We start from the raw sequence: 18,319 nt of genomic DNA, 5'->3' as shown, positions 1-18,319 counted from the left end.
CGACAGATTTCAGATAACAGATAACAGAAAACGTTATCTGTTATCTGAAATCTGAACTCTGAAACTTGTCACCCGCCGCCCGCGCCCCCCTCCCAGACGCCAAGGACCGCCGGATGGACCTGCTCGACCCGCCCCCCGACCTCTACGGCCGCCCCCGCGCCGACGCGTTCATGCGCCGGCTCACCGCCTTCGGCGACCGCTACACCCCGGCTCTCGGCAGCCCCCTGCTGCGCCGCAACCCCCGCCGCCCGCTCAGCCGCCCCACCCCGCCGCTCCAGCTGGTCGTCGCCGCCCGCCGCCAACTCGCCTCCGACGTCGTCGAATTGCGACTCGCCGACCCCTCCGGCGGCCCGCTCCCCGGCTGGCAGCCCGGCGCCCACCTGCGCCTCGCCCTGCCCTCCGGCCGCGAACGCCACTACTCGCTCTGCGGCGACCCCGCCGACCGCGCCGCCTACCGGATCGCCATACGGCGACTGCCCGAGGGCGGCGGCGGCTCCGTCGAGATCCACGACACCCTGCACCCCGGCAGCCGCCTCACCGCCCGCCGCCCGCGCAACGGCTTCGCCTTCTGCGCCGAGCCCGCCGTCCTGCTGCTCGCCGGCGGCATCGGCATCACCCCGCTGCTCCCGATGGCCCGCGAGGCGCAGCGGCACGGCCTGGACTGGCGCCTGGTGCACGTCGGCCGCAGCGCCGACACCCTCCCGTACGCGGACGAGCTGCGCGCCCTCGACCCGCGCCGGGTGGTGCTGCGCACCGACGACGAGCACGGCGTGCCGACCGGCGCCGACCTGCTCGCCCACGCCCCGCACGGCGCCGCCGTCTACTGCTGCGGCCCGGCCCCGATGCTCACCGCCGTGCAGCGCGCCCTGGACGAATCCCCGTCCACCGCCCTGCACTTCGAGCGCTTCGGCGCCGCCCCGATCATCGGCGGCGAGCCCTTCGCCCTGCGGCTGGGCGTCGACGGCCCGGCGCTGGACGTCCCCGCCGACCGCTCCGCCCTGGACGTGCTGCGCGAAGCCCGCCCCGACCTCCCGTACTCCTGCCACCAGGGCTTCTGCGGCACCTGCGAGGTCCGCCTGCTGGCCGGTACGCCCGAGCACCGGGACCGCAGGCTCACCCCCGAGCAGCGTGCCGCCGGCGCCGTGCTGCCCTGCGTCTCCCGGGCCGCCGAGGGCGAGACCCTGGTGCTCGACCTGTAGCGTGCTCGACCTGTAGAAGGAGCCCCGATGGCGAACCCCCCGACCTTCCCCTACGACGAGCGCGACCTCGCCCGCTTCCGCGAGACCCAGCAACTCGCCTACGACTGCGCCGAACAGGTCGCCGCCTGGATCGAACCGGGCGTCACCGAGCGCCAGGCCACCGCCGAACTGCGCCGCCGCCTGGTCGCCGCCGGGGTGCAGGACTTCTTCCACGTCCCGTTCGCCTGGTTCGGCGACCGCACGGCCTTCCGGCACTTCCACACCCCGCTCCAGTTCTTCGCCGGCAACCGCCGCCTGGAGGAGGGCATGCCGTACGTCCTGGACTGCGCGCCCATCGTCGACGGCTACACCGCCGACATCGGCTACGGCGGCAAGGTCGGTGAGAACCGGGTCTGGGACCGCCTGGCCGCCGACCTCCAGGTGTACCGCGAGCTGATCCTCGCCGAGGTGCGCGCCCGCCGTCCGCTCGACGAGGTGTACGCGGCCGTGGACGCGCAGATCGCCGCGCACGGCTACGACAACCGCCACCAGGTCTACCCGGGCCGGGTGATCGGCCATCAGGTCACCCGCACCACCGTGCGCGGCCCGGCCGGGGTCAACGTCCTCGGCTTCGGCGTGCGCACCCTGCAGACCCTCGGGCGCGAGCTGATCTCCGAGCGCCTGCAAGGCCGTTCACCGCTCTGGGCGGACGGCCGGTCGTCCCGGCACGCGCCCACCCCGGGCCTGTGGGCGGTCGAGCCGCACATCGGCTTCCGCGGCGTGGGCATCAAGTTCGAGGAACTGCTGGTGGTCACCGAGGACGACGCCCACTGGCTCGACGACGACCTGCCGCACGTCCGCCGCTGGACGGCGGGCGCCGCCCACGACGTTGCCCTGGAGGCCGCCCGATGACCACCCCCGCCGCAGACGCCCCGAAGGCCGCAGCTGCCCCGAAGGCGCCGGCCGCCCCGCCCGCGCGCCGCCGCACCGTGCGCTCCGACGGCCTCCCGCTCGCCGTCTTCGAACAGGGCGACCCGGCCGCCCCCACCGTCCTCCTGGTGCACGGCTACCCGGACACCCACGCGGTCTGGGACGACGTCGCCGCCGACCTCGCCCGCGACCACCACGTGGTCCGCTACGACGTGCGCGGCGCCGGCGAGTCCGGAGTACCCGCCACCCGGGACGGCTACCGGCTGCAGCACCTGGCCGCCGACCTGTTCGCGGTCGCCGACGCCGTCAGCCCCGACCGCCCGGTGCACGTGGTCGCCCACGACTGGGGCTCGCTGCAGTCCTGGGAGGCCGTCACCGAGCCCGGCTCCGAGCGGCGGATCGCCTCGTACACCACCATGTCCGGCCCCTGCCTGGACCACATGGGCTACTGGCTGCGCCACCGGATGCGCCGGCCCACCCCGCGCCACCTGCGCCAACTCCTCCACCAGGGCCTGCACTCCTGGTACATCACCGCCTTCCACCTGCCCTTCCTCGCCCCCGGCGTGTGGCGCCTGGGCCTGGCCCGGGCCTGGCCGCGGGTGCTGCGCGACCTGGAGCAGGTCACCCCGCGGCCCGACCACCCGCAGCCCGGCCTGCGCCGCGACGCCGTCCGCGGCATCGAGCTGTACCGGGCCAACTTCCGTCCCACGCTGCGCAGTCCGCGCGAGCGGCCGACGCAGGTGCCGGTCCAGCTGATCACCCTCACCCGGGACCGCTACGTCGCCCCGTTCCTCTCCGAGGGGCTGGAACGCTGGGTGCCCGAGCTGACCCGACGGACGCTGCACGCCGGCCACTGGTCGGCGCTGCTGGAGAAGGGAGCCACCGTGGCCGAGATGGTCCGCGAGTTCACCGCCCGCATCGAATGCGGGACCGCCGAGCCCGCCCAGGAGCAGGGCGACGGCCGGCTGGTCGTCGTCACCGGCGGCGGCAGCGGCATCGGCCGGGCCACCGCGCTCGCCTTCGCCGAGGACGGCGCCCGCGTCGTGGTCTGCGACCTCGACCTCGCCGCCGCCGAGCGCACCGCCGAACTCGCCTCGCTGCTCGGCCCGCAGGCGCACGCCTACCGGGTGGACGTCGCCGACGGCGCTGCGGTGGACGCCTTCGCCCAGACGGTCGCGGAGGAGCACGGGGTGCCCGACGTGGTGGTCAACAACGCCGGCATCGGCCACTCCGGGACGTTCCTGCAGACCACCGAGAAGGAGTGGCAGCGCGTCCTGGACGTCAACCTCTGGGGCGTCATCCACGGCTGCCGCGCCTTCGGCACGCTGATGGCCGACCGCGGCCGCGGCGGCCACCTGGTCAACGTCTCCTCGGCCGCCGCCTACCTGCCGTCCAAGGCGCTCACCGCGTACGCGACCAGCAAGGCCGCGGTGTTCATGCTCTCGGACTGCCTGCGCGCCGAACTCGCCGGGCACGGCATCGGCGTCTCCACCATCTGCCCGGGCATCGTCAACACCAACATCACCCGCACCTCCACCTTCTCCGCGACCACCGCCGACCAGCAGGCCGCCAAGCAGGCCCGCGCCGCCAGGCTCTACGCCCGCCGCGGCTTCCCCCCGGAGAAGGTCGCCACCGCCATCCTCACCGCCGTCCGCACCGGCAAGCCGGTCGTCCCCGTCACCCCCGAGGCCAAGGCCGCCCGCTTCCTCTCCCGCCTCAGCCCCGGCCTCCTGCGCCTGGCAGCCCGCCTCAACGTCACCTGAGCGGCCCATGCGGGCCTGCGGTATCGGCCAGACTTGCTCCCGTATATCGCAGGCCCGCTTCGCTCCGGGAGGTTGACCCGAGGGCCCCATCGGGCCTGTGAGAGTATCGAGGCCCATGGAGATGACAACGGCTCTGTGGTCCTTCGCCCTCGTCGTGGGGCTGCTCACGCTCACACCCGGGCTCGATACCGCGCTGGTGCTGCGCACGTCCGCGCTCGGGCGGCGGCGTCAGGCGTGGGGGGTGGTGCTGGGGATCCAGACCGGGACGCTGGTCTGGGGGACGCTGACCTCGGCCGGGGTGACGGCGCTGCTCACTGCCTCGCAGGTGGCGTACGAGGTGCTGCGCTGGGGCGGGGCCGCGTACCTGGTGTGGATGGGCGTCGGCATGCTGCGCAGCCGGGGCGGGGAGGCGGCGGCCGAGGAGGAGCCGGCCGAGGGCGGCTTCGGGTACGGCTGGCGGCGCGGCACGCTGACCAATCTGCTGAACCCGAAGGTCGGGGTGTTCTACGTGGCCGTGCTGCCGCAGTTCATCCCCACCGGGGCCCCGCACTTCGCCGCCGGGGTGGCGCTCACCTGCGTCCACGTGGTGGAGGGCGTGCTGTGGTCGGCGGTCCTGGTCGGCTTCGCCCAGGCGCTGCGCGGCTGGTTGCGTCGCCCGGCTGCCCGGAGGCTGATGGACCGGGTGACCGGCGCGGTGGTGGTGGGCTTCGGCGTGAAGCTGGCGCTGAGCGACTGACCGCCGGCCTCAGGCGGCGTGCGTCCGTCGCGTGCGTCGTGCCTGTCGCGCCGCCCGGGGTTCCTCGGGGGTGGCCGGTGCCTCGTGGTGGATCGGGCCGTCCCCGGCGTTGAGCGGCAGGCAGCTGCCGCCGCGCCGGTGGGCGATGATCTCGGCGGCGACGGACACGGCCGTCTCCTCGGGGGTGCGGGCGCCGAGGTCGAGGCCGATGGGGGAGCGCAGCCGGCCGATCTCGGCCTCGGTGAGCCCGACCTCGCGCAGCCGCGCCTCGCGGTCGCGGTGGGTGCGGCGCGAGCCCATCGCGCCGACGTAGCCGACCGGCAGCCGCAGGGCGCGTTCCAGCAGCGGGATGTCGAACTTGGCGTCGTGGGTGAGCACGCAGAGCACGGTGCGCCCGTCGATCCGGTCGAGCTGGGAGTCGAGGTAGCGGTGCGGCCAGTCGACGACGACCTCGTCGGCCTCGGGGAAGCGCTGCTTCGTGGCGAAGACGGGCCGGGCGTCGCAGACGGTGACGCGGTAGCCGAGGAAGCGGCCGATCCGGACGACGGCGGCGGCGAAGTCGATGGCGCCGAAGACGAGCATCCGCGGTGCGGGCACGTAGGACTCGACGAAGCAGGTGACGGTGCCCTGGTCGCGGTCGTCGCAGGGGCGTCCGTCGAGGCCGAGCACGATCCGGCCGGTGCGTCCGGCGTCGAGCATGGCCCGGGCCTCGGTGACGACCGCCTGTTCGAGCGCGGCCAGGAGGTGTCGCGCGGGGCGCGTCGCCGCAGGGGCGGCGGCGGGCGACGGCTGGGCCGTCGAGGGGGCGGGAGGGAAGGCAGGGGGGAGGGCGGGGGAGAGGGCGGGGGAGAGGGCGCCGTGGTGGGTGTCGGCGGTGACGGCGACGGTGGCGCCGACGAGTCCGCCGGGCCCGGCGATCACCCGGGCGAGCGCGACCGGGGTGCCGGAGGCGATGTAGGCGATGCCGGCGTCGAGCCCGTCGTCGGCCCCGGGCCGGATCGGCTGGACGAACACGTCGAGGACGCCGCCGCAGGTCAGGCCGACGGCGAAGGCGTCCTCGTCGCTGTAGCCGAACCGTTCCAGCACGGGTTCGCCGGACTCGATGGCGGCCTGGCACAGCTCGTAGACCGCGCCCTCGACGCAGCCCCCGGAGACGCTGCCGATCGCCTCGCCGGCCGCGTCGACGGCCAGGGCCGCCCCCGGGTCCCGGGGCGCGCTGCCGGAGACGCCGACGACGGTGGCCACGGCGAAGGCGCGCCCGGCCGCGTGCCAGGCCTGCAACTGCTCGGCGATGTCCTGCATGTCGGAGAGCTCCTTACACAAGCGAGGGTAGACGGGAGGTGCCGCCGTACGGGAAACGATTCCCGCACGGCGGCGGTGCGGCCAGGTCCTGTCCGGCCGGGAGGGTCTAGGGGCTCTCTTTCGGATCACGCCGGGCGCGCGACGCCGGAGCACGCACCTCGCCGCGTTGTCGTCGGTCGCCGATACTCCGCATGGACTCCCTCCTCCGCCTTGCGATGCACGCACTCCGACGCCGCGCGCTGATCCGACGTGATCCGAAAGAGAGCCCCTAGTGCACGCCCAGCCAGGACTTGATCGGGGTGAGCGCGAAGTAGACCACGAAGACCCCGGTGAGGATCCACATCAGCGGGCCGGGCTCGCGCCACTTGCCGGTGCCCGCCTTGATGACCGTGTACGAGATGACGCCCGCGGCGACACCGGCGGTGATGCTGTAGGTGAACGGCATCAGGGTGCAGGTGAGGAAGGCCGGGATGGCGACCTCGCGGTCGGACCAGTCGATGTGCCGGGCCTGGCTCATCATCATCGAGCCGATCACGACGAGGGCGGCGGAGGCCACCTCGGTCGGGACGATCGCGGCGAGCGGCGAGAAGAACAGCATCAGCGCGAACACGCCGCCGGTGACGGTCGAGGCGAGGCCGGTGCGGGCGCCGTCGCCGACACCGGTGGCGGACTCGACGAACACGGTCTGGCCGGAGGCGCCGGACAGGCCGCCGATGGCGCCGCCGGCCCCGTCGATGAACAGGGCCTTGGAGAGGCCGGGCATCCGGCCCTGCTTGTCGGCCAGTCCGGCCTCGGTGCCGACGCCGATGATGGTGGCCATCGCGTCGAAGAAGCCGGCCAGTACCAGGGTGAAGACGGCGACCGAGGCGCTGATGGCGCCCAGGCCGTGGCTGCCGAAGGCACCGAAGAGGTCGACGTGGCCGAAGAGGCCGAAGTCGGGCGCGGAGACCGGACTGCCCGGCCACACCGGGGCGGAGCTGACCCAGGTCTTCGCGGGGAGGTCGGCGACCGCGTTGATGACGAAGGCCGCCACGGTGCCGCCGGCGATGCCGATCAGGATCGCGCCGCGGACGTTGCGGGCCAGCAGGACGAAGATCGTCAGCACGGTGAGGCAGAAGACCAGGACGGGCCAGCCGGCCAGCTCGCCGAAGGAGCCGAGCGCGAGCGGCGTGGGGCCGCCGGTGTGCACGAAGCCGGCCTTGACCAGGCCGATCAGTGAGACGAAGAGGCCGATGCCGATGGTGATGGCGTGCTTGAGCGGCAGCGGGATGCCGTTCATGATCTTCTCGCGGAGCCCGGACACGACCAGCAGGACGATCAGCAGGCCGTAGATCACGCACAGGCCCATGGCCTGGGGCCAGGTGGTGTGCGGCACCACCAGCGCGGATATCACGCCGGAGACCGAGAGCCCGGCGGCGACCGCCAGGGGGACGTTGCCGACCACGCCCATCAGGATCGTGGTGACGGCGGCGGCGAGCGCGGTCGCGGTGGTGAGCTGCGCGTGGTCCAGCTCGAGGCCGTTGACGTCGGCGCCGCTCAGGATGATCGGGTTGAGCAGCACGATGTAGGCCATCGCCATGAAGGTGGTGAGGCCGCCGCGGATCTCGTTGCCGAAGGTCGATCCCCGGGCCGTGATCTTGAAGTACGCGTCCAGTGCGTTCTTCGGCGCGCGGGCGGGGGCGGGGGCCGGCGTGGCGGTGTCGTCCTCGGCGGGTCTCTCTTCCGTGGGGCCGGGTTCCGTGGGGCTGTGTTCTGTGGGGCTGTGTTCCGTGGGGATCTGGGTCATGTCCACTCCCAAGTGTCAAAGGGGGTTGGGGTGGGCGAGCCGACCTGACTGCCAGTCAACGAGGTTGGCGCAGGGGGACTGCTCGACTCACTGGGCGCACTGTGGCGGTGCCTGCGGTGCGTGGGTGGTGCGCACCGCTGCAGAACCCCGGCGTGGGAGAGGCAGCGGGATGGTGCGGTCGCGTGCCGGTGGGTGGTGCACGCGAGTGGGGGTGGCGCGGTGGAGCGGCCCCGGGGCGGCGGGGAAGACGGTCGCCGCCCCGGGGAGGTTCTCCTGCACCCCGGCCGTGCTCCCCGGGCCCGGAGCCCGGGGGAGCTTGCGCGCTCCGGGGGCGTCAGGCCCCGGGGGCCTCCGTGGTCAGGTGCTCGGGCCGGACCGGGATCCGGTTGAGGGCCAGGCCGGTGGCGTTGCGGATGGCTGCCACGATCGACGGCGTCGCCGACACGGTCGGGGCCTCGCCGACGCCGCGCAGCCCGTACGGGGCGTGCGGGTCGGGGAGTTCGAGGATCTCCACCGGGATCGGCGGGGTGTCGAGGATGGTGGGGATCAGGTAGTCGGTGAAGGAGGCGTTGCGCACCTTCCCGTCCCGCACGATGATCTCCTCCATCACGGCGAGGCCGAGCGCCTGGGTGCAGCCGCCCTGGATCTGGCCGACGACGGAGAGCGGGTTGAGCGCCTTGCCGACGTCCTGGACGGCGGTGAGCTCGACGACCTTGACCAGGCCCAGTTCGACGTCCACGTCGACCACCGCGCGGTTGGCGCAGAAGGTGTACTGGACGTGGCCGAAGCCCTGCCCGGTCTCCTTGTCGAAGGGGACGGTCGGGCGGTGGTGGTGTTCGCGGGTGAGGTCGACGGCCTCCTCGCCGAGCAGGTCGACCATGGGGACCAGCACGCCGGCGCTCTCCGAGACGACCTTCCCGGCGATCAGCGTGATGTCGCCGTGGGTCCAGCCGTAGCGGCGGCGGCCCTTCTCGATCAGCGCCCGCCTGACCGCCTCGGCGGCGAGCTTCACGGCGCCGCCGGTCATGTACGTCTGGCGCGAGGCGGAGGTCGATCCGGCCGATCCGACCTCGGTGTTGGCCGGGTGGATGGTGACCAGTTCGACGCCCAGTTCGGTGCGGGCGATCTGGGCGTGCACGGTGACGCCGCCCTGGCCGACCTCCGCCATCGCGGTGTGCACCATGGCGACGGGCTCGCCGCCGATCACCTCCAGGCGCACCCGGGCGGTGGAGTAGTCGTCGAAGCCTTCGGAGAAGCCGACGTTCTTGATGCCGACCGAGTAGCCGACGCCGCGCACGATGCCCTCGCCGTGCGAGGTGTTGGACAGCGCCCCGGGGAGCTGGCGCACGTCCGGGTGCTCGGTGTCCAGCGGCGGCGGCAGCGGCATCTCCTTGGCGCGCCGCAGCAGTTCGGCGACCGGGGCGGGCGAGTCGATCTGCTGGCCGGTGGGCATGCGGTCGCCCTCCGACATGGCGTTGAGCTGCCTCAACTCGACGGGGTCCATGCCGAGTTCGGCGGCCAGCTTGTCCATCTGCGACTCGTAGCCGAACGCGGCCTGGACGGCGCCGAAGCCGCGCATGGCGCCGCAGGACGGGTTGTTGCTGTAGAGCGCGATGGCGTGCATCCGTACGTTCGGGATCACGTACGGGCCGTGCCCGAGCGAGGCCGCGTTGCCGACCACGGCGGGCGAGGCGGAGGCGTACGCGCCGCCGTCCAGCACGATCCGGCAGTCGGCGAAGACCAGCTTGCCGTCGCGGGTGGCGCCGTGCTCGTAGTGCATCCTGGCGGGGTGGCGGTGCACGTGGCCGAAGAAGGACTCGTCGCGGGCGTAGACGATCTTGACGGGCTTGCCGGTGTGCTGGGCCAGCAGGCAGGCGTGGATCTGCATCGACAGGTCCTCGCGGCCGCCGAAGGCGCCGCCGACGCCGGCCAGGGTGAGCCGGACCTTCTCCTCGGGCAGGTCGAGCACCGGGGCCATCTGCTGGCGGTCGACGTGCAGCCACTGGGTGGCGATGTAGAGGTCGATGCCGCCGTCCTCGGCGGGCACCGCGAGGCCGGACTCGGGGCCGAGGAAGGCCTGGTCCTGCATGCCGACCTCGTAGTCGCCGCTGACGACGACGTCCGCGAGCGCGCGGACCTCGTCGGTGACGCCGAGGCCGGAGACCAGCCGCTGCTCGTGGCAGATGTTGCCGTACCCGTGCGACTTGTACTCGTGCGGCTCGTGCACGTAGCCGTGGGTGGCGGGGTCGAGGCACTGCTCCTCGGTGACGATCGGGGTGAGCACCTCGTACTCGACCTTGATCTTCTTCACCGCGCGGCGGGCGGTCTCCGGGTGGTCGGCCGCGACCAGGGCGATCGCCTCGCCGTGGTAGCGGACCTTGTCGATGGCCAGGGCCGGCTGGTCCTGGATCTCCAGGCCGTAGTACTTCGCGCCGGGGATGTCCTGGTGGGTGAGGACGGCGTAGACGCCGGGCACCTTGAGCGCCTCGGAGATGTCCACCGACAGGATGGTGGCGCGCGGGTGCGGCGAGCGCAGCGCCGTGCCCCAGAGCATGTCCTCGTGCCACATGTCGGAGGAGTACGCGAACTCGCCCTTGACCTTGAGGTGGCCGTCCGGGCGCAGCGGTGAGCCGCCGATGCCGTCCTTGCTGGCCTGCCGGATGTCCTGGAGGTTCTTCTGCCCCTGGATGGTGCGGGTGGTCATTGCGAAACGGCCTTTCCGGCGCACGTGCGGGCGGACGCCAGCCGCACCGCGTCCATGATCTTCTCGTAGCCGGTGCAGCGGCAGAGGTTGCCCGACAGCGCCTCGCGGATGTCGTTGTCGCTCGGCTGGGCGTCCCGCTCCAGCAGCGCGTCGGTCTGCACCAGCAGGCCGGGGGTGCAGAAGCCGCACTGGACGGCGCCGGCGTCGATGAACGCCTGCTGGACGAGGCCCAGTTCGCCGTTCTCGTCGGTCAGGCCCTCGACCGTGCGCACCTCGCGGTCCTGCACCTGGCCGGCCGCGACCAGGCAGCTGCAGACCGGCACGCCGTCCAGGTAGACCGTGCAGGAGCCGCACTCGCCCTGCTCGCAGGCGTTCTTGGAGCCCGGCAGGCCGACCCGCTCGCGCAGCACGTACAGGAGGCTCTCGCCCTCCCAGACGTCGTCCGCCTCGACCGGCTTGCCGTTGGCGGTGAAAGTCACCCTCATGCCGCGCTCCTGATCTGCTTGCTGTAGTCGTTCCAGGTCCAGGTGAGGGTGCGGCGGGCCATCACGGCCAGCGCGTGCCGGCGGTAGTCGGCGGTGCCCCGGACGTCGTCGATCGGCGAGGCGGCGGCCTTGACCAGCTCGCCGAAGCGCTGGACCACCTCGGCGCCCAGCAGGTCGCCGGACTCCCAGAGGCCGCGCTCGGCGAGCACGCCCCCCAGGTACTCCTCGGCCTCGACGGCGCGGCGCGGCGTGGGGGCGGCCGAGCCGATGCCGGTGCCGACGGTGCCGTTCTTCGGGTGGAGGGCGAAACCGAAGGCGCAGACCGCGATCACCATGGCGTTGCGGGTGCCGATCTTCGAGAACTGCTGCGGGCCGTCCGCCACCGGGATGTGCACGGCCCGGATCAGCTCGTCGGCCTCCAGGCTGTTGCGCTTCACGCCGACGTAGAAGTCGTCGATCGGGATCAGCCGGGTGCCGCGCACGGAGGCGGCCTCGACCAGGACGTCCCGGCCGGCCGCCAGCAGCGCCGGGTGGGAGTCGCCGGCCGGGGAGGCTGCGCCGAGGTTGCCGCCGACGCCGCCGCGGTTGCGGATCTGCGGCGAGCCGACGGTGTGGGCCGCCAGCGCAAGCCCGGGGAGCGGCCCGGACAGCTCGTCGATGATCCGGGAGTAGGGGACGGAGGCGCCGAGCCGGACGACGCCGCCGTCGTTCGACCACTGGGTGAGCTCGGTGATGCGGTTCAGATCGAGAATCGCGGATGGCCGGTGCACGTCGAAGTTCAGCTCGACCATGACGTCCGTACCGCCCGCGATGGGCAGTGCGGTCGGGTACTCGGCCTTCGCCGCGAGTGCCTCGTCCCAGGTAGCGGGCCGAAGGAACTCCATGCGGGTGTCTCCTCAAGTCGTCGCCTGCCGGACGGGTGGGCACAGTGCCCGGAACTCGGTGTTCGGACCTCTCGACCAACCGCTTCGTCGCCTCCGCGTCGGGCCCCGGTCACCGGGCTGCGTCCGGCGGCGTGTCGCCCAGTGAACCGCCGCGACGGGGCCCACAGGCAGTCACCGATGGCATGAAGCCCCGGCTGTGCTCCCGCCCGGCATCCTGTACGTTCCTCTAAGGAGAGGAATGCGCAGCCCAGGTGTTCACCAGGTGCTACCTACGACCGTAATCCGGCCGTGATTCGCAAGCGACGGGCCCGTGATCCGGTCGCCCGCCCGGACGTGACGACAAGTACGGATGTTCGGGCACACTGTGACCCCCGACCGAACGCTCGGGCCTCCCCCGTTCGGCCCACCCCCTCAGCCCCATCCCACCCTCAGCCCCGTTAGGAGTCCGCGGATGCGTGTCCGTGACCTGCTCGCCCCCGGCGCCCCGCGACTGCGCCTGCTCGCGGCCGAGGACGAGCTGGACCGGCAGGTCAGCGGCGTCATGACCACGGACCTGCACGACCCCGGCCGCTACCTGCACGGCGGCGAGCTGGTGCTCACCGGCATGCTGTGGCGCACCGCCCCGGCCGACTCCGAGCGGTTCGTGCGGACCATCGTGGCCGGCGGCGCGGTCGCCCTGGCGGCCGGCGAGGCCGAGGTCGGCCCGGTGCCCGAGGACCTGGTGGAGGCCTGCCGGCGGCACCGGATGCCGCTGCTGGCCGTCCCCGACGACATCGCCTTCGGCACCGTCACCGAGTTCATCGGCCGCCAGGTCTCCGCCGACCGCGCCGCCGACCTCGCCGCCCTCGTCGACCGGCACCGCCTGCTGGTCTCGGCGGCCGGCGGCGGCGGGCTGGACGCGGTGCTGGACCTGCTCGGCGGCGACCTCGACCTCGACTGCTGGGTGCTCACCCCCACCGGCGCGGTGATCGCCGGCCCCGCCGACCGCCTCCCGGCCGAGGACCGCGACCAGCTGGTCCGCGCCCACCTCGGCGCCCAGCGCCAGCGCCGCCGCCCCCCGCACCGGGCCCGCCTGGCCGGCGGCTCCTACTCGCTGCTGCCCGCCCCGGCCTCGGCCGACCACCAGGCGCCGCTGGCCGACTGGGTGCTCGCGGTGGCCGGCGACGTCACCGAGTGGACCGCCAAGCGCCAGCAGCTCGCCGAGAACCTGGCCCGGCTGGTCGCCGCCGAGCGCCACCGCCGCGACGAGGGCCGCCGGCTGCGCCGCCGCCTCGCCGACGAGGTGCTGGCCCTGCTCCAGCGCGACGCCGACCCGGCCGAGATCAGCCGCACCCTGTACGCCTCCACGGCGATGGCCGCCCGCTACGAGAGCGTCGAGCCCAAACCCCAGGCCCAGGACGGGTCCTGGCTGGTGCTCAGCGCCGAGGGCACCGGCCTGCCCGAGGGCGTGGTGCGCGCCGTCCTGGAGGAGGCGCTGGGCGGCACCACCGACCGCGCGCTGGTCGCCGGGGCCGGCTCCGGCGCCGTCGTGGTGCTGCCCGCCCTGGACGGCCCGGTGCCCGCCGAGACCCTGCGCGACCTGCTCGCCCCGCTGGAGGCGGGCCTCGGCTCGGAGGGCCGGATCACCCTCGGCGTCTCCGCCCCCGCCTCCGAGGCCGGCGGCCTGCGCGGCGCCCTGGAGGAGGCCCGGCACGCCCGCCGGATCGCCGCCGCCCGGGTCGGCCGGGTCTGCGTGGCGGGCCCCGAGGAGCTGGCCTCGCACGTGCTGCTGCTGGCGGCCGTCCCGGACGAGGTCCGCCGCGCCTTCCGCAGCCGGCTGCTGGACAAGGTGATCGCGTACGACATCGAGCACCAGGCGGACCTGGTCCGCACCCTGGAGGCGTTCCTGCGCTCGGACGGCTCCTGGACGCGCTGCGCCGCGCAGCTGCACGTCCACGTCAACACCCTGCGCTACCGGATCGGCCGGATCGAGGAGCTGACCGGCCGTGACCTCTCCCGGCTGGAGGACCGGGTGGACTTCTACCTGGCGCTCGAACTGGCCTGACGGGTCGGGACGGCCGGGTCCGAGGGCTGGGCCTGACGGCCGGGCCTGAGAGCCGTGCCGCATGCAGGAGGGGCCCGCCGCGAGTGCTTGCGGCGGGCCCTCCTGCATGATCGTTACTGCGTGGGACTACTGCGTGGGACTACTGCGGCGGGATGACCGAGGTCATCCACTCGAAGATGCTCGGCACCATGGTCTTCCACAGCTCGGTGGTGTGCGGGCCGTTGCTCTCCTGGACCTGCACCTTGGTCGGCTCCTTGGCCGCCGCCGCGATCGCCTGGCCGTCCTCCAGACCGTCGCCCTTCTTGCCGCTGATGTAGAGGCTGACCTTCGGCGGCTGCTGGGCGCTCTTGAGGATGTTGACCGGGTTGTTGGCCTCGCGCAGCTTCGGGTCCTTGCCGACCAGGGAGTCGTTCTCGGACGCCGGGTCGTTGTAGCCGGACATCGAGATCGCGGCCCGGTACCGGTTGGGGTGCGCCAGGGACAGCTTGGCCGCGCAGTGGGCGCCGGCCGAGTAGCCGGCGATGCCCCAGCGGTCCGGGGACGGGTCGGCGCGGAAGTTGTCCATGATCATCTGCGGGACGTCCCGGGTGAGCCAGGCGTCGGCGTTGATCTTGCCGGGGATGTCGGTGCAGCCGGCGTCCTGGTGGTTGCCGAGGAGCAGGGTGCGCGGCGAGACCAGGATGAACGGGGAGACCTTGCCCTGCTGCATCAGCGGCTTGAGCTGCTCGGAGACCTTGAGGGTGCCGTACCAGGTGGAGGAGGAGCCCGGGTAGCCCGGGATCAGCTCGACCACCGGGAACTTCTTGTCCTTGAACGCCGGGTCGTTGTACTGCGGCGGCAGCCAGACCAGGACCTCGCCGTCGACCCCGGACACCTGGCCCTTGAGCTCGGTCTTCTGGACGTCGCCGGGCACCGCCGGGTCGCCCACGCCGGCGAACTTCTGGAGCGCCTTCGGCGGCTGCTTGGCCGCGTCGCCGCCGCCCTGGCCGGCGCCGTCCTTGCCCGCGGCGCCGCCCTGGTCGGCCGGCGCCACCTGCGGCACGGCCCGGACGTGGTCGCCGGTGCCGAGCAGGTCGTCCCAGTTGCCGTAGATCAGGTTGGCGTTGTTGACCATCACGAAGACCATCAGCACGGCCGTGATCTGGCAGAACATGATCATGACGAGCCTGGACAGGATCCGCACCGGGTTCGGCCCGCGGACCTTGCCCCAGTACAGGAGCGCCACCGCGATGGACACCGGCACCAGGATGACGGTGAGGATGAAGAATGGCGTACCTGTCAGTTGCATCAAGTTCTCGTATCCGGGTTGCTGGCCGCCCGAGCCCCACTCGCCCGAACGCACTCCAATGGCATTGGACGGCGCTGAACCGATGATCGGTTGCCATCCGAATCTGTGCGGAACCTGAGAGGAACATCACGTTTCCTGTGATGTTCCTGTTTCGGGTCGGCGCTAAGTCTGCCACCCGGACGGCCGTCGTCCGGACGAGATGTCCAGCGAACTTCCAGGAAGGTCCCCCGGGGCACCTTACCTCCCGCGTCGCGGGCGCCGCCGGGCGAGGCGGTGTCATCCACGTGCCGCCCGGCCAGAGAGACTAGGGGGATGAGCACAACCCGCTTTCGCCCGTCCCGCCGCTTCTGGCCCGTCTGCGCCCTCCTGGCACTCGCGGTCACAGCGGCCGGTTGCAGCAGTACCGGAGGCCGCCGTGCCGAGGAGGCCCGCGCCAAGGCGTCGGCCGCCGGCGGCAGTGCCGTCACCACCCCGCGCTGGAAGGTCGCCATGGTGACCCACGCCGGGGCCGGCGACGCCTTCTGGGACAGCGTGCGCAAGGGTGCCGAGCAGGCCGCCGCCAAGGACAACATCACCTTCCTGTACTCCAACGACGCGCAGACCCAGAACCAGGTCCAGCTCGTCCAGGCCGCCATCGACCAGAAGGTCGACGGCCTGCTGGTCACCCTCGCCAAGGGCGACGCCATGGCCGACGTCCTCGGCAAGGCCAAGGCCGCCGGCATCCCCGTGATCACCGTCAACTCCGGCCAGGAGTACTCCGCCAAGTTCGGCGCGCTCACCCACATCGGCCAGGACGAGTCCACCGCCGGCCAGGCGGCCGGCACCGAGCTGGCCGGCCGCGGCCGCAAGAACGTGCTCTGCGTCATCCACGAGCAGGGCAACATCGGCCAGGAGCAGCGCTGCTCCGGCGCCCAGTCCAAGGCCGGCGGCGCCTTCCAGGTGCTGTACGTGGACGGCGTCAACATGCCCGACGCCCGCGCCGCGATCTCCGCCAAGCTCCAGGCCGACCCGGCCATCGACACCGTGCTCACCCTCTCCGGCCCGATGGCCGCCACCGGCCTCCAGGCCGTCCAGGACGTCCACCGCGCCGTCGAGCTCGACACCTTCGACCTGGGACCGCAGGTGGTGGCCGGCCTCAAGTCCGGCTCCGTCGGCTTCGCCGTCGACCAGCAGCCCTACCTCCAGGGCTACGAGGGCGTCGACCTGCTCTGGCTGTACAAGTCCAACCTGGACATGCTCGGCGGCGGCAAGCCCGTCGCGACCGGCCCGCAGATCCTGACCAAGGACGACGCCGACGCGCTCGCCGAGTACGTCGCGAGGGGGACCAGGTGAGCACCACCGACGTCCTCGCCCAGGACCGCCCGGCCGCGCTGCGCCGCCTCCTCGCCCGCCCCGAGCTCGGCTCGCTGATCGCCGCCGTCGCGGTGTTCACCGTCTTCGCGGTGGCCGCCGAACCCTTCCTGCGGGTCTCCTCGCTGGGCACCGTGCTCTACGCGGCGTCCACCATCGGGATCATGGCCGTCCCGGTCTCGCTGTTGATGATCGGCGGCGAGTTCGACCTGTCGGCGGGCGTGCTGGTCACCACCGCCGCGCTGACCTCCTCGATGGTCTCCTACCAGTTCACCGCGGTGACCTGGGTCGGCGTGCTGGTCTCGCTCGCCGTCACCCTGGCCGTCGGCGCCTTCAACGGCTGGATGCTCGGCCGCACCCGGCTGCCCAGCTTCATCGTCACCCTCGGCACCTTCCTGATGCTGACCGGTGCCAACCTCGGCGTCACCAAGCTGGTCTCCGGCACCGTCTCCACCAAGCCGATCTCCGACATGGAGGGCTTCGCCGCCTGCCGCTGGCTGTTCGCCTCCGAGGTCACCGTCGGCGGACTGACGATCAAGGCCACCGTCTGGTGGTGGCTCGGCCTGCTCGCGGTCGGCAGCTGGGTGCTGCTGCGCACCCGCTTCGGCAACTGGATCTTCGCCGTCGGCGGCGACGCGGACGCCGCCCGTGCGGTCGGTGTGCCGGTCGCCCGCACCAAGACCCTGCTCTACCTCGGCGTCGGCTTCGGCGCCTGGGTGCTCGGCCAGCACCTGCTGTTCTCCTTCGACACCGTGCAGTCCGGCGAGGGCGTCGGCAACGAGCTGATCTACATCGTCGCGGCCGTCATCGGCGGCTGCCTGATCACCGGCGGCTACGGCTCGGTGGTCGGCTCCGCGCTCGGCGCGCTGATCTTCGGCATGGCCAGCAAGGGGATCATCTACGCCCAGTGGAACCCGGACTGGTTCAAGTTCTTCCTCGGCGCGATGCTGCTGCTCGCCGCCCTGCTGAACGCGTACGTCAAGCGCCAGGCCGAACGGGGGCCCCGATGAAGACCGAACTGCTCGCCCTGGAGGGCGTCGGCAAGAGCTACGGCACCGTCCGCGCCCTCCAGGACGTCTCGCTCACCCTGCACGCCGGCGAGATCAGCTGCGTGCTCGGCGACAACGGCGCCGGCAAGTCCACCCTGATCAAGATCATCTCCGGGCTGCACCGGCACGATGAGGGCACCTACACCGTCGGCGGCGAGGAGGTCCGGCTCGACTCCCCGCGCCAGGCCCTGGACCGCGGCATCGCCACCGTCTACCAGGACCTCGCCGTCGTCCCGCTGATGCCGGTCTGGCGCAACTTCTTCCTCGGCTCCGAGCAGGGCCACCGCCGCTGGGGCGGCCTGCGCCTGGACGCCGAGGCGATGCGCGCCACCACCCGCGAGGCGCTCGCCCGGATGGGCATCGACCTGCACGACGTGGACCGCCCGATCGGCACCCTCTCCGGCGGCCAGCGCCAGTGCGTGGCGATCGCCCGGGCCGTGCACTTCGGCGCCAAGGTGCTCATCCTGGACGAGCCGACCGCGGCGCTCGGCGTCAAGCAGTCCGGAGTGGTGCTCAAGTACGTCACCGCCGCCCGCGACGCCGGGCTCGGGGTCGTCCTGATCACCCACAACCCGCACCACGCGTACCTGGTCGGCGACCACTTCACCCTGCTCAAGCGGGGCCGGATGGCCGGCAGCCACCCGCGCACCGAGATCGGCCTCGAACAGCTCACCACCGAGATGGCCGGCGGCTCCGACCTCGCCGAACTCTCGCACGAGCTGGCCCGGCCCACCGAGCCTGAGCCCCGCACCGAACCCCAGCCCCGCACCGACCCCGAGCCCCGTCCTGACCCCGAGCCCCGTGAGGAGCGTCCGTAGCC

The 18,319-nt window shown here is 72.8% G+C and carries 14 protein-coding genes; 8 read left to right on the top strand and 6 right to left on the bottom strand.

Going from position 1 to position 18,319, the window contains the following annotated elements:
* Positions 1–113: 113 nt before the first annotated feature.
* From ACFWPT_RS04180 to ACFWPT_RS04165, 4 genes are all read left to right on the top strand, one after another.
* On the top strand, positions 114–1,199 hold the full coding sequence (locus ACFWPT_RS04180; RefSeq protein WP_380479426.1) for a PDR/VanB family oxidoreductase: 1,086 nt from the start codon (positions 114–116) through the stop codon (positions 1,197–1,199).
* Between the two features lie 27 nt (positions 1,200–1,226).
* Positions 1,227–2,090, top strand: a complete 864-nt coding sequence (locus ACFWPT_RS04175) for a M24 family metallopeptidase (protein ID WP_380479424.1) — start codon at positions 1,227–1,229, stop codon at positions 2,088–2,090.
* The gene (locus ACFWPT_RS04170) at positions 2,087–3,871 is read left to right on the top strand and encodes an SDR family oxidoreductase (RefSeq protein ID WP_380479421.1); all 1,785 of its coding nucleotides are present in this window, start codon (positions 2,087–2,089) and stop codon (positions 3,869–3,871) included. Before ACFWPT_RS04175 ends, ACFWPT_RS04170 begins: the two co-directional genes overlap by 4 nt.
* A 115-nt stretch (positions 3,872–3,986) precedes the next feature.
* Positions 3,987–4,607, top strand: a complete 621-nt coding sequence (locus ACFWPT_RS04165) for a LysE family translocator (protein ID WP_380479419.1) — start codon at positions 3,987–3,989, stop codon at positions 4,605–4,607.
* 9 nt (positions 4,608–4,616) lie between these two features.
* On the opposite strand, the gene ACFWPT_RS04160 is transcribed toward ACFWPT_RS04165, so the two are convergent.
* From ACFWPT_RS04160 to ACFWPT_RS04140, 5 genes are all read right to left on the bottom strand, one after another.
* Entirely contained in the window at positions 4,617–5,909 is a 1,293-nt protein-coding gene (locus ACFWPT_RS04160) for an XdhC family protein (RefSeq protein ID WP_380479417.1), read from the bottom strand.
* A gap of 268 nt (positions 5,910–6,177) precedes the next feature.
* Positions 6,178–7,695 carry an NCS2 family permease gene (locus ACFWPT_RS04155; protein ID WP_380479415.1) on the bottom strand — a complete coding sequence of 506 codons (1,518 nt, stop codon included), beginning with the start codon at positions 7,693–7,695 and terminating at the stop codon, positions 6,178–6,180.
* A gap of 334 nt (positions 7,696–8,029) precedes the next feature.
* The gene (pucD, locus tag ACFWPT_RS04150) at positions 8,030–10,399 is read right to left on the bottom strand and encodes a xanthine dehydrogenase subunit D (RefSeq protein WP_380479413.1); all 2,370 of its coding nucleotides are present in this window, start codon (positions 10,397–10,399) and stop codon (positions 8,030–8,032) included.
* A complete protein-coding gene (locus ACFWPT_RS04145) occupies positions 10,396–10,884 on the bottom strand; it encodes a (2Fe-2S)-binding protein (protein WP_063350020.1) in 489 nt (162 codons plus the stop codon). Before ACFWPT_RS04145 ends, pucD begins: the two co-directional genes overlap by 4 nt.
* Positions 10,881–11,768 carry an FAD binding domain-containing protein gene (locus ACFWPT_RS04140; protein WP_363367168.1) on the bottom strand — a complete coding sequence of 296 codons (888 nt, stop codon included), beginning with the start codon at positions 11,766–11,768 and terminating at the stop codon, positions 10,881–10,883. The genes ACFWPT_RS04145 and ACFWPT_RS04140 overlap by 4 nt, the downstream gene beginning before the upstream one ends.
* 451 nt (positions 11,769–12,219) lie before the next feature.
* Here ACFWPT_RS04140 and ACFWPT_RS04135 point away from each other — a divergent pair, with 451 nt between their 5' ends.
* Positions 12,220–13,812 (top strand): PucR family transcriptional regulator, encoded by a 1,593-nt coding sequence (locus ACFWPT_RS04135; RefSeq protein ID WP_380340180.1) that lies wholly within the window; start codon positions 12,220–12,222, stop codon positions 13,810–13,812.
* Between the two features lie 139 nt (positions 13,813–13,951).
* Here ACFWPT_RS04135 and ACFWPT_RS04130 read toward each other — a convergent pair whose 3' ends face one another.
* Positions 13,952–15,100, bottom strand: a complete 1,149-nt coding sequence (locus ACFWPT_RS04130; RefSeq protein ID WP_380479409.1) for an alpha/beta hydrolase — start codon at positions 15,098–15,100, stop codon at positions 13,952–13,954.
* Between the two features lie 312 nt (positions 15,101–15,412).
* Here ACFWPT_RS04130 and ACFWPT_RS04125 point away from each other — a divergent pair, with 312 nt between their 5' ends.
* From ACFWPT_RS04125 to ACFWPT_RS04115, 3 genes are read left to right on the top strand one after another with little or no spacing between them, the layout of a single operon-like run.
* Positions 15,413–16,432: a sugar ABC transporter substrate-binding protein gene (locus ACFWPT_RS04125; protein WP_063350024.1), complete on the top strand. Its 1,020-nt coding sequence runs from the start codon at positions 15,413–15,415 to the stop codon at positions 16,430–16,432.
* A complete protein-coding gene (locus tag ACFWPT_RS04120) occupies positions 16,429–17,460 on the top strand; it encodes an ABC transporter permease (protein ID WP_063350025.1) in 1,032 nt (343 codons plus the stop codon). Before ACFWPT_RS04125 ends, ACFWPT_RS04120 begins: the two co-directional genes overlap by 4 nt.
* Entirely contained in the window at positions 17,457–18,317 is an 861-nt protein-coding gene (locus tag ACFWPT_RS04115; RefSeq protein WP_380479407.1) for an ATP-binding cassette domain-containing protein, read from the top strand. The genes ACFWPT_RS04120 and ACFWPT_RS04115 overlap by 4 nt, the downstream gene beginning before the upstream one ends.
* Positions 18,318–18,319 lie beyond the last annotated feature (2 nt).

Origin of the sequence: Kitasatospora sp. NPDC058478, assembly GCF_042720345.1 — a bacterium.
In the GTDB taxonomy this organism is placed as follows: domain Bacteria; phylum Actinomycetota; class Actinomycetes; order Streptomycetales; family Streptomycetaceae; genus Kitasatospora.
This window is presented reverse-complemented; position numbering and strand designations above follow the sequence as displayed.

Coding starts and splice junctions, on each gene's coding strand:
- ACFWPT_RS04145 (WP_063350020.1), bottom strand. CDS start 10,884: ATGAGGGTGACTTTCACCGCCAACGGCAAGCCGGTCGAGGCGGACGAC.
- ACFWPT_RS04135 (WP_380340180.1), top strand. CDS start 12,220: ATGCGTGTCCGTGACCTGCTCGCCCCCGGCGCCCCGCGACTGCGCCTG.
- ACFWPT_RS04170 (WP_380479421.1), top strand. CDS start 2,087: ATGACCACCCCCGCCGCAGACGCCCCGAAGGCCGCAGCTGCCCCGAAG.
- ACFWPT_RS04115 (WP_380479407.1), top strand. CDS start 17,457: ATGAAGACCGAACTGCTCGCCCTGGAGGGCGTCGGCAAGAGCTACGGC.
- ACFWPT_RS04140 (WP_363367168.1), bottom strand. CDS start 11,768: ATGGAGTTCCTTCGGCCCGCTACCTGGGACGAGGCACTCGCGGCGAAG.
- ACFWPT_RS04175 (WP_380479424.1), top strand. CDS start 1,227: ATGGCGAACCCCCCGACCTTCCCCTACGACGAGCGCGACCTCGCCCGC.
- ACFWPT_RS04125 (WP_063350024.1), top strand. CDS start 15,413: ATGAGCACAACCCGCTTTCGCCCGTCCCGCCGCTTCTGGCCCGTCTGC.
- ACFWPT_RS04165 (WP_380479419.1), top strand. CDS start 3,987: ATGGAGATGACAACGGCTCTGTGGTCCTTCGCCCTCGTCGTGGGGCTG.
- ACFWPT_RS04130 (WP_380479409.1), bottom strand. CDS start 15,100: ATGCAACTGACAGGTACGCCATTCTTCATCCTCACCGTCATCCTGGTG.
- ACFWPT_RS04180 (WP_380479426.1), top strand. CDS start 114: ATGGACCTGCTCGACCCGCCCCCCGACCTCTACGGCCGCCCCCGCGCC.
- ACFWPT_RS04160 (WP_380479417.1), bottom strand. CDS start 5,909: ATGCAGGACATCGCCGAGCAGTTGCAGGCCTGGCACGCGGCCGGGCGC.
- ACFWPT_RS04155 (WP_380479415.1), bottom strand. CDS start 7,695: ATGACCCAGATCCCCACGGAACACAGCCCCACAGAACACAGCCCCACG.
- pucD (WP_380479413.1), bottom strand. CDS start 10,399: ATGACCACCCGCACCATCCAGGGGCAGAAGAACCTCCAGGACATCCGG.